This window comes from Pedobacter gandavensis (genome assembly GCF_032677645.1).
Lineage (GTDB): Bacteria > Bacteroidota > Bacteroidia > Sphingobacteriales > Sphingobacteriaceae > Pedobacter > Pedobacter gandavensis_A.
In genome coordinates this window covers 335,107-346,201 of sequence record NZ_JAVTSB010000002.1, presented here as the reverse complement: position 1 = coordinate 346,201, position 11,095 = coordinate 335,107, and the positions used below count along the sequence as shown (strand labels likewise).

The 11,095-nt window shown below is 42.7% G+C and carries 6 protein-coding genes and 1 tRNA gene; 5 read left to right on the top strand and 2 right to left on the bottom strand.

Annotation, left to right across the window (positions count from 1 at the left end):
• Nucleotides 1-65: 65 nt before the first annotated feature.
• Together R2Q66_RS04900 and R2Q66_RS04895 are read left to right on the top strand one after the other, a co-directional pair.
• Complete coding sequence (locus R2Q66_RS04900; RefSeq protein ID WP_316746880.1) at nt 66-647, top strand: serine acetyltransferase; 582 nt, start codon at nt 66-68, stop codon at nt 645-647.
• Nucleotides 648-856: 209 nt separating this feature from the next.
• Complete coding sequence (locus R2Q66_RS04895) at nt 857-1,759, top strand: Abi family protein (RefSeq protein WP_316746879.1); 903 nt, start codon at nt 857-859, stop codon at nt 1,757-1,759.
• Nucleotides 1,760-1,837: 78 nt separating this feature from the next.
• Here the strand turns inward: R2Q66_RS04895 and R2Q66_RS04890 are convergent.
• Nucleotides 1,838-1,910, bottom strand: a tRNA-Thr gene (locus tag R2Q66_RS04890).
• Between the two features lie 230 nt (nt 1,911-2,140).
• Nucleotides 2,141-2,950 (bottom strand): endonuclease/exonuclease/phosphatase family protein, encoded by an 810-nt coding sequence (locus R2Q66_RS04885; RefSeq protein ID WP_316746878.1) that lies wholly within the window; start codon nt 2,948-2,950, stop codon nt 2,141-2,143.
• A gap of 224 nt (nt 2,951-3,174) precedes the next feature.
• Between R2Q66_RS04885 and R2Q66_RS04880 the strand changes: the two genes are divergently transcribed.
• The 3 genes from R2Q66_RS04880 (at nt 3,175) to R2Q66_RS04870 (ending at nt 10,536) form a co-directional block, all read left to right on the top strand.
• A complete protein-coding gene (locus R2Q66_RS04880) occupies nt 3,175-5,535 on the top strand; it encodes a patatin-like phospholipase family protein (RefSeq protein WP_316746877.1) in 2,361 nt (786 codons plus the stop codon).
• A 159-nt stretch (nt 5,536-5,694) separates the two neighbouring features.
• Nucleotides 5,695-7,134, top strand: a complete 1,440-nt coding sequence (locus R2Q66_RS04875) for a glycoside hydrolase family 125 protein (RefSeq protein ID WP_316746876.1) — start codon at nt 5,695-5,697, stop codon at nt 7,132-7,134.
• 210 nt (nt 7,135-7,344) lie between these two features.
• A complete protein-coding gene (locus R2Q66_RS04870) occupies nt 7,345-10,536 on the top strand; it encodes a PAS domain S-box protein (protein ID WP_316746875.1) in 3,192 nt (1,063 codons plus the stop codon).
• Nucleotides 10,537-11,095 lie beyond the last annotated feature (559 nt).

The window sequence follows — 11,095 nt, the reverse complement described above, 5'->3', positions numbered from 1 at the left end:
GGCTAAATTATAGTTAATTACAAACTAAAAACTACTGTTTTTTCAGTAGGTCTTACAATCATAAGATGAAACCAGACGCGATCCTAACTACCTTATCAAAAGACCTGCACCGCTATGGTGGAAAGTCCGGCTTTTGGGGCTTCGTAGCAGGTTTAAAAATCCCCGGCTTCCGCTATACTTATTTCCTCAGAAAAGCGGGTAGTACTTCCAATCGCTCGGTTTCCGGCATCTTTTACCGGTTTATGCTCCGCAGATATACTTATAAATATGGGATTCAGATTCCAATCAGCACGATCATAGGGGATGGTTTTTACATCGGCCATTTCGGCAATATTGTGATCAATAAAAACGCAGTAATCGGTCGAAATTGCAACATTGCACAGGGCGTAACCATTGGTCAGGTAAACAGAGGGAAATTAATGGGCTGTCCCGTAATTGGGGATAACGTATGGATAGGTGCCAATGCAGTGATTGTAGGCGCTATTCGCATCGGAAATGAGGTGCTGATTGCGCCTAATTCTTTTGTGAATTTCGATGTGCCCACGAATTCTTTGGTGATTAGCAGTAAATGTGAATGTAAAAGTTATGAGAATCCCACCGCCGGTTATATTAATAATGTGATGGGGGAGACTGCTGTTTCTGGGTAATGAGATTGTCGCTACGTTGTCGCGACAATTGGAGCGGTCTGCATATCATTTAGACTGCATTCGGGTCATTTAGTATAGCCGCTCAGGTTTTGTGTAATATTTAGTTTATATTTGTATTAACAGTACACGCCACGCTACCCTTAAGAACAGCGTACCAGGGCGTGTCTTTTGCTTTTATAGGGTTTCGTAATCCTAATTAAAATCTATTTATGTATAAAAAACATGCATTAACAATAGATGAGCAAATTCATCAATTAAATAAGAGGGGCTTAATTACCGGAGAAGATGCCAATCATTTTCTATCCCATATTAGTTATTATAGGCTTGCTGGTTACTGGTGGCCAATGCAAAAGGAGCCAAAAGAAGACCATTCTTTTAAAGAGAACAGCAAATTTTCAGATGTTATTGCACTCTATAATTTTGACCGTGAATTGCGCATTGTTATTTTTGATGCAATTGAAAAGATCGAAATTAGCTTGAGAACAAAACTGATTTATCATTTGTCTCATGAGCTAGGCCCATGGTGGTTTCAGAATCTGGATATTTATCAGAATGTTACGGAGGCAGAAAAAACTTTATTGGTAATAGAAACAGAGCTAAAAAGATCTAAAGACGTGTTTATTAAGGAGCATATCAAAAAGCATAGTGATGATCCCCGGCTACCTCCTTCCTGGAAAACATTAGAATTAACAAGTTTTGGTACGCTCTCGAAAATCTATGGTAATCTAAAAAACAACATAGTATCAAAAGCGAGGATAGCTAAAGAGCTCGGAGTAGTGAATCATACGTTTCTTCCAAGCTGGCTCCAATCAATTGCTCAAATCAGGAATTACTGTGCTCACCATAGTAGATTGTGGAATAAAAATTTACCAGGTAGACCGAGACTTCTTCCAAATCCACCAAATGCCTGGATAAATGATGTGCCAGTAGAAAGAGAACTGCATATGCTTTATATTCATCTTTGCTGTATAAAGTATTTACTTAATATTGTACAACCAAAAAATGATTTAACAACTCAACTTACTGCTTTACTCGGAAAGTATCCAAATGTAGATCCTAATGCACTCGGGCTGAAAATAAATTGGACGAAAGAACCACTATGGGATTCTTAATGAATCAATAATAAACATTAGTTTGTTGTAATGTTTATTAATTAACCTTGAATTGATTGATTTTAATGGAAAATAAAGAGCCTCCTATCGGGATCGAACCAATGACCTACTGATTACAAGTCAGTTGCTCTACCAGCTGAGCTAAGGAGGCTTTTATTATGGATCAAAAGCAAATAAATGCCCTTGATTTCTCTGGTGAGGCCACAAAAGTAGGATTTTCTTTCGTTCTGTCAAATTATTTCTGAGATAATTTCAGGCTAAATAAGACAATTTTTACCGGTTCTTATTTAACTCGCTAAAAATCAGTAATTTTAATTCCTGCCCTTTCTGATATAAAACTGGTTTAAATTTCAAAAATCAGGAAGGGCAGGAAGATTTAAATTAAGGAAGCTGGTAGACTGCCATCACAGGGAGGTGGTCCGAAGCGTCAATATTTGGAAATACCTGGTGTGAAATCACCTTCATCTTACTTCCTTTTTTCAATAAGATGAAATCGATCTCTTCCGTAGGATTATCCTGAGGGATGGTTGGCGCACAATTTTCGGTACAGCTGCGGGTAAAATATTGTTCTAACAACTTCATGGCAGGAGTGGTTGAAGTCAGGTTTAAATCTCCTGCAAGGATCACATCGGCCTTTTTGCTACCTATCACGCGGTTGATTTCTTTGATTTGCAACATCCTGTGTTCATTATTCAAATCCAGGTGCGTGCTGGCAAAGTTCAGGCCTTCACCATTCGGCATGGTGACATGGACTACGGCCAGGCTGCGGGCTTCCGCTTCTAAACCTGCTTTAGAAGGCAAAGGATAGCGGGTGCCTCTGTTAATCGGAAATCTGGAAAGAATGCCTACCCCGTATTCTCCACCATCAAAATCTATCCCTTTGGAGAAGAAATAAAACATCCCGGTAAGTTCTGCTAATTGTTTCAATTGATCTACCTGACCGGTTCTTTTAGTAACCTTATCAATTTCCTGTAGGGCCACCAAATCAGGAGTGTGTTGCTTAATTACCGCTGCAATTGCAGGAAGGTCGATTACTCCGGGACGTTCCGGAGGATTTCCATGATGAATATTATAAGTCATCACCCGAATAGTTTTCGGCTTGGTTTGCGCCATTGCTGTTCCGTTTAGGAAATTAAAAAAGAGTAAGATGGCGCCAAAAGCGAATGATAAATGAAAAGGTCTTTTTTGCATTAGAATCGGGTTTTGATTTGTGGTTGTTTGTAAGGTTGTAATTAACAAAAATCTCTGCTATAATTGAACTAAGATATTTAATTAAAACATATGAAAAGCAGGAAATTTCATAGCTGCGGTATCCTTCACAGGAAGGATGAATGGTTAAAATCATTTTCAATATTAAACAAAAACGCTTTTCAATATTAAAATTCTGATATTTAGAATTCCCAAAGGAAAAGCTTATGTTCAAGAGAGTTGTCTGTTGCTTATCGTTGCTACTTTACCTGTATTGCGCCAATTGCAATCCCGTATCTGCCCAAACGAAAAGTAAGGATGGCGGCCGACCGAAAATAGGACTCGCATTAAGTGGCGGCGGGGCCAAAGGGATGGCGCATATCGGCTTGCTCAGGCTGATAGACTCACTGGGAATCAAAATAGACTACATTTCCGGAACCAGTGCCGGAGGTATATTTGGCGGTTTATACGCCATGGGCTATCACCCCGATACCCTGAAAAATATCGCGCTAAGGATCAACTGGCGCAGGGTATTGAGCAATAAAGTCCCTTTACGACAGATCAATATCGAGGAAAAAGATGAGTACGATAGCTATATGATCGAATTTCCGGTATTGGGTGGCAGACCCAGACTGCCCAGCGCTATGGTGGAAGGACAATACATGTCGGAAGTCCTCAATACTTTAACCTATGCTGCCAAACACATCAACGATTTTAATAAACTCCCGATTCCCATTACGATTACCTCTTCCGACATTGTAAACGGCGGACTGGTTTTGCAGCATAAAGGTTCTTTGCCATTGGCGATAAGGGCTACACTGGCCATTCCAGCGGCTTTTGCACCCGTATATATCGACGGACACCTGTTGGTAGACGGTGGTTTAGACCGAAATTTCCCGGTGCAGGAAGTCAAAGATATGGGGGCTGATATTGTGATTGGCGGCTATACCGGCTTCCGGCTCTTTACGGAAAAAGAAATTGAGAACCCGATGAAACTTATCTACCAGACCCATGCCTTCAAATCGGTAGAAGACGCCAAAAAACAACAGGCATTGGCGGATGTGGTCGTAGATTTTACCCAGGCACTCAGCGATTTTTCTGCGGCAGATTTCTATAGGAACAAGCGTATCATAGAAATCGGGGAGCAGGAAGCCCGGAAATACCTGCCTCAGCTCATCAAAATAGCCGAAGATCAGAAGAAATACAAGCTAGACTCGATTTCCAGAGTGGTAAAAGATCCTCATTTGCCTGTTACAAAAATCGTCTATCAGAATGATAAAGGCCTTCCTTTGGACTTGCCCGTGATGGAGCAATTCGCCCATTCCCGCCTCGGATTAAAAACCGGAAGACCCATCAAAGTAAAAGACCTGAATGAAGGTGTGGCAGATATTTTCGGAACCCAGTTTTTTGATAAGGTATATTATACTTTTGACAACAATGCCGATACTGGTCTCACGCTCAATATAAGGCTCAAGCAGGGTAAACCAGGCGTATTTAAAGCCGCCGTACATTATGATACCGAACAAAGCGCCGGTCTGATTATCAATTATACTTACCGGAACATTTTCTTAAGGAAATCCAGATTGTTGGCCACCGTAGACCTTTCTGAACGCTTCAAAGCACGTTTTGACTACTATAAATTCATCAACAGTGGCAACCGGTTGTGGTTTAAAGCTTCCTTCAACTACCAGGCCCTGCAGAACAATTCTATCCTCTACCGCTTGATTTCTGACGAAAACTACTTCAACAACACCCTAAACTCAGAAGTCGCATTGGGTTATAGCCTCGGGCGTTCCAGTGCCATCTCATTGAGCCTCGGAAATGAGAATGAAGCGATCAAAAGAGGCCCTAATCTTTTCAAACGTTTCTTTGGAGAAGGAAATGATATTCGTACCCTCTACCGCCATAGCAATGAGGCTATTGCGCTGTTGTTCCGACAAAACACCTTAGACAATCTATACTTTCCAAAGCGGGGAAACGCGCTGGTGGTTCAGGCAAAATACCTGATCAACAACCGAATCAGTACCAAACCGCCAGATTCCGCAGATGCCAAAGGACAATTGATCTATGATTTTCTAAATCCTCCGGAAGGCGGTTTACCGGGCAATGTGTTCCGTTTTTTTCTGAATGAGAATTATGTGGCTAAACTAAGCAGGCGGATTTCCATCAATGCAAGCGCTACCTGGGGCTTCAATTATGCAGATAAATACGGCTTTAACTCTGCTTATATGTACGAAAACGCGAATTTCTCTATGGGCGGTATCGATCCGCGTCAGGACATCGGGCAAAGTAATTTTATCGGCTTAAAAAGAGGGGAGTTCGGTGTTGCCAATGTCACCAGCTTCGGACTCGCCCTGCAATACAACCTGCGAGGCAATCTTTATCTGACACCTCAAGTGAACCTGGCCTGGGAAAACCAAGGTTTAAACCCTTTTAAAGTCGCCTTTAACAACGATTACCTCTTTGGCTATGGCGCAAAGCTAGGCTATATGTCTTTTATTGGTCCAATTAACTTTTCTATCGCCAAAACCAATGGTTTCGACCGTAATCCATGGCGGATGTACCTTTCTATTGGTTTCAAATTTTAATAACAACAGTCATTTCTATATGGCCTCAATAAATATCTTTTTATTTTGCTAAAACTATTTATAACTAGTTTTAAGGGCTGTTAATGCCGCTTGTGATTTAGAATCTTTGTAGTATCTTGCCTTTTTAAAACCGCATCATTACAACCAAATATTTTCGAAATGAGAAGAAGATCATTTATTCAAAAAGCAGGGCTCCTTGGAGCAGGGTTAATGGCCAGCGACCTGGTGTCTTTTGCGACACCTGCGTTCTCAGGTCCGGTATCGGATTTCCCGACAGTAAGGGTTCCCCTTGCTTCCCGTCATTTCAGCAGTAAAGCCGTAGAAAGCGCGATTACTGAGTTTTCTGCAAACGTGAAAAACAAAGAAATGGCCTGGTTATTCAATAACTGTTTCCCAAATACTTTAGATACCACCGTAACTTATACAGAAAAAGCAGGCAAGCCGGATACCTATGTGATTACCGGTGATATTGATGCCATGTGGCTTCGTGATAGTACTGCACAAGTATGGCCGTACCTGCCATTCCTTAAAAAAGATAAACCTTTGAAAAACCTGGTAAACGGTGTCATCAACCATCAGGTGAAATGTATCCTGAAAGACCCTTATGCCAACGCGTTTTACAACGACCCAAATAAACAGGGAGAGTGGAAAAACGACGTAACAGATATGAAACCAGGCTTACATGAGCGTAAATGGGAGATCGATTCCCTGTGTTACCCAATTCGTTTAGCCTACCGTTACTGGACCGAAACCAAGGATACGACCCCTTTTGATGCCGATTGGCAGACTTCTGTAAAACTAACTTTACAGACCTTTAAAGAACAACAACGTAAAGAAAACGACGGACCATATAGTTTCCAGCGCCACACTTCATGGGCAACAGACGGTGTTCCGATGATGGGATACGGTTACCCGGTAAAACCGGTAGGACTAATCTGTTCAACCTTCCGTCCAAGTGACGATGCCACAGTGTACTCTTTCCTTGTCCCTTCTAACTTCTTCGCTGTAGTGAGTTTAAAACAAGCTGCGGAGATCTTTAGAGCAATAAAAGCAGACGAACAAACCGCTAGAGACCTGGATGCACTGGCCAAAGAAGTACAGGATGCCTTGCAGAAATACGCGGTATTTAACCACGAAAAGTATGGTAAAGTATATGCTTTCGAAGTCAATGGAATGGGCAGTTACAACATGATGGACGATGCCAATATCCCGAGTTTACTGGCTTTACCATACCTGGGCGCTGTTTCTGCTGACGATCCGATCTACCAGAATACCCGTAAAATGATCCATTCGCTGGATGATAACCCATTCTTCTTTAAAGGAACAGCTGCGGAAGGAATCGGTGGACCGCATATTGGTAAAGACATGATCTGGCCAATGAGTATCATTGCCAGAGGTCTTACCAGCTCCGACGACAAAGAAATCAAGCAATGTCTGGACATGTTGCAGAAATGCCATGGCGATACCGGATTCATGCACGAATCTTTCCATAAAAACGACCCTAAGAAATTTACAAGAGCCTGGTTTGCCTGGACAAACACCATCTTCGGAGAATTTCTTTGGAAAACCTACAAAGAAAGACCGCATTTATTAGCTTAAATTTATAAAACTGATACAAGAACGCCTCTGGAAAATCTATTCCGGGGGCGTTCCTGCGTCAGTTAATCTGCGTTTCTGTGCTTTGGAAATGAAAATATATTGATTAAACCAGCATCTTTTTGAGCAAATTTCTCGTATCTTTTTTTTAAAAGGTAAATGTTATATTTGTTATAGGACCTCAGTTCTGGTTCTTATAGTTCTCTCGTCTCTATGAAAATACCTAGTCTACCAATTGAGGAAAATGAACGTTTGCAAGCCTTAAAACGCTATCAAATTCTGGATTCTCCTGCTGAAAATGAGTTTGACAGAATCACAGAAATGGCCTCATTGATCTGTGAAGCCCCTGTTTCATTAATCGCCTTGCTGGATGAAGACCGACAATGGTTCAAATCTACAAAGGGAATAGAAGTGACCGAAACCCCCAAAGAAATCGCTTTTTGTCAATACACCATTCTCAGTGAAGCCATCTTTGAAATTGAAGATGCCAGAAAAGACGAGCGCTTCAAAGACAGTATATTAGTAACCGGTTACCCCCATGTGAGGTTCTATGCCGGGCACCCATTAGTAGACCCTTCCGGTTATGCCATCGGCTCCCTATGTGTATTGGGGCCCGAACCAAAAGTCCTTACCGAAGTACAGCGAAAAGCACTTGCCTTGTTGTCTAAACAAGCCATGACGCTGATTATCAACCGCAGGGAAAAAGCAGAACACCAGTATTTTGACCAGCTTTACGAATTGTCGAACGACCTGATCTGTATTGCCGGACTGGATGGCTATTTCAAGAAAATTAACCCCGCATTTGAAAAGGTGCTGGGCTGGAAATCAGCAGAAATCATGGCCCATAGCTTCTTAAGCCTCATCCACCCGGACGATCTTGTTGGGGGCTTTGAACAATTGGAAAGCCTCAGTACCGGAAAAAATACTACCAATTTTGTAACGCGTTTTTTAACTGTTGGTGGCGACTATAAAGTATTGCAATGGACCGCAACTCCGGAACCGGGTACGGATCATGTATTTGCCATTGCCAGAGACATTAGTGTCGAAACCGAACGCGATGAAAAGATCAGACTAAGTGAAAATAACATGCGCTCTTTCTTTGAGAATTCTCAGGGATTGATGTGTACACACGATATGAAGGGCGGCTTTATCTCCGTCAATATCGCTGGGGCATTATTGCTGGGCTACACATCCAGCGCACTTGCTAACATGACTTTGTTCGATCTTACCCACCCTAAACAGCTTCCTTATGTAGCCGATTACCTCAAAGAGATCAGGCAGAAAGGGAAAGCATCTGGCTTGATGACCATTGTGCATCAGGACGGAACTTCCAGGGTATTGTTCTATAACAATGCCGTAGAATATGACCTTTCCGGGAAAAAGTATGTGATTGTGAATGCGATAGACGTAACGGAGAAGCATCGCCTGGAAAGAGAACTGGAAAGGGCCACCAAAATGCTCGAACAAACCAATGAAGTGGCGCAGATTGGCGGTTGGGATCTGGACCTGATCCATGGAACGTTAAGCTGGACAGAAATCACCAGACAAATCCATGAAGTGCCCCTCAGTTATACACCTGAGCTGGAAACGGCCCTGATGTTTTACAAAGAAGGGGAACACCGCGATAAAATGGCCGCGACCGTAAAGAGCGCCATCGAAATCGGGGAGACCTGGGATCTGGAACTCCTCCTGCATACCCATAAAGGAAAGGAAATCTGGATACGCGTGCTTGGTCATACCGAATTTGAAGGAGGTGTTTGTAAGCGTGTTTATGGCACATTCCAGAACATCGATGAGAAAAAACGTGCGGAAATCGCCTTATCTGAAGAAAAAGGCAGACTTTCTGCTTTTGTCAGTCATGCGCCTGCCGCAGTAGCGATGCTCGATAGTAAACTCCATTACATTGCCGTCAGTAACCGCTGGCTCGAAGAACATCAGTTACAAGGAACAGACCTCTACGGGAAAGCACATTTCGACGTTTTGCCCGATCTGAGTCAGCATTGGAAAGACATCCACCACCGCTGTCTTGAAGGTGAAGTGATTAAAAATGAAATTGACATCTGGAGACCCAAAGGCTGGGACCATGACCAGTACCTGCGTTGGGAACTTCGGCCATGGTATCAGTTTGACGGAAAAATCGGTGGCATCATGATCTTTAGTCAGGACATTACAGAGAGCAGCAGGCAGGGCTTAGAACTCAATAAAGCCAAAGAACAGGCCGAACATGCCAGTATGGCAAAATCGGAGTTCCTGGCCAATATGAGCCATGAAATACGCACGCCCCTAAATGGTGTGATCGGATTTACAGACCTGGTCTTGAAAACCAAACTGAGTCCAACTCAGGAACAATACCTCACGATTGTCAATGAATCGGCCAATGCCCTGTTGGGGATTATCAGCGATATCCTGGATTTCTCCAAGATTGAATCCGGGAAACTGGAACTCGAAATCGAGAAATGCGACCTCTATGAAATGGGAAACCAGGCCATAGACATCAATAGATATCAGGCGCAGCGGAAAGCATTGGAAATGAAATTGATCATCGATGAAAACCTGCCAAGGTTTATATGGACCGACTATGTGCGGCTCAGACAAGTTTTCATCAACTTACTCAGCAATGCGGTTAAGTTCACCGATACCGGAGAGATCGCGCTTAAAATCGCCCCATTATCGCCAATAGCAGGAGGTATGATGGCGATTCGCTTCCAGGTGATCGATACGGGAATCGGAATCAAGTCTGATAAACATGATAAAGTGTTCGAAGCCTTTTCTCAGGAAGATGGCTCTACCACCAAAAGATATGGGGGTACAGGGCTGGGCCTCAGTATTTCCAACCAGCTTTTAGGTTTAATGGGCAGCAAACTGGAGCTCACCAGCATCCCTGGAAAGGGCAGTACCTTTTTCTTTGATATCCTGCTTAAAGTGGCTGCCGAAGATGAAGAAGAGACACCATGGGATGCTGATCCGGCAAGCAAAAGACCGGCGGCTACCGCAGGAAAGGATCAGCTGCGGTCAAATATGGAAAGGAGTCAGCAACAGATTCATGTCCTGATTGCAGAAGATAACCTGATCAATATGCTGCTCGCCAGGACCATCGTAAAAAGGATCGCCCCAATGGCGCAGATTCATGAAGCAGCCAATGGACTGGAATGTTTAGCGTATTGTAAAAAACAAATACCAGACCTCATCCTGATGGATGTTCAGATGCCCGAAATGAATGGTTATGAGGCCACACAATACATCAGGAACGAATTAGCGCTGTCTAATGTGCCCATCATCGCCCTAACCGCCGGAAATGTGAAAGGAGAGAAGGAAAAGTGTATTCTTTCCGGAATGAACGACTTCCTGTCTAAACCGGTGCTCGAAGAAGAGATTGCCCAGGTATTCAGGAAATGGCTTAAATAACACCCTGAGCAGGCAAAGGACACCTGTCCGGCAACACCTATTCTTACACTAAGTATCATAAAAAGATATTAAATGCCTGAATAAAGAACTTAAATCCTCAGTCGCTGCTCAGGCATAAGAATCTTGCCTGAGTATTTTATTTGTTGTAAATCATAGCTTTAAACAGGGTTTTTGATTCCGGAGGGCGTACAATAGTTTCAACTTTGTGTCGTTTGCCCTGTTATTTTTTTAAGAAAACAAAAAGAGTAGATCGGAGTCTTAAAAGTTGTTCTAAGACACGATGAGGGATTATACAACCGTTTGCGCGGAAGGGCAATGCCCCTGATACCTGATTATCGTTTCGTGTAAATCACTTTAAGGGGATTCTTACGCGCTTTAAATTCTTAGTTCCCGCTAAGTCCTTATAACTAAATAGTTAGCCTGTAATACTGAAAACAGGCTTTTCAGAAAAAAACAAACATTCCGCGGGGATTTCCTGATACGGAAAATAATCTGCACAACCGTTTGCGTAAACCAAACGCCTTTAAAGTACTTTAAATAGTGATTACTATACGTAACA

Bases quoted from the DNA above. Each gene is read 5' to 3' on its own strand.
- R2Q66_RS04900 (WP_316746880.1), top strand. From the start codon at position 66: ATGAAACCAGACGCGATCCTAACTACCTTATCAAAAGACCTGCACCGC.
- R2Q66_RS04895 (WP_316746879.1), top strand. From the start codon at position 857: ATGTATAAAAAACATGCATTAACAATAGATGAGCAAATTCATCAATTA.
- R2Q66_RS04885 (WP_316746878.1), bottom strand. From the start codon at position 2,950: ATGCAAAAAAGACCTTTTCATTTATCATTCGCTTTTGGCGCCATCTTA.
- R2Q66_RS04880 (WP_316746877.1), top strand. From the start codon at position 3,175: ATGTTCAAGAGAGTTGTCTGTTGCTTATCGTTGCTACTTTACCTGTAT.
- R2Q66_RS04875 (WP_316746876.1), top strand. From the start codon at position 5,695: ATGAGAAGAAGATCATTTATTCAAAAAGCAGGGCTCCTTGGAGCAGGG.
- R2Q66_RS04870 (WP_316746875.1), top strand. From the start codon at position 7,345: ATGAAAATACCTAGTCTACCAATTGAGGAAAATGAACGTTTGCAAGCC.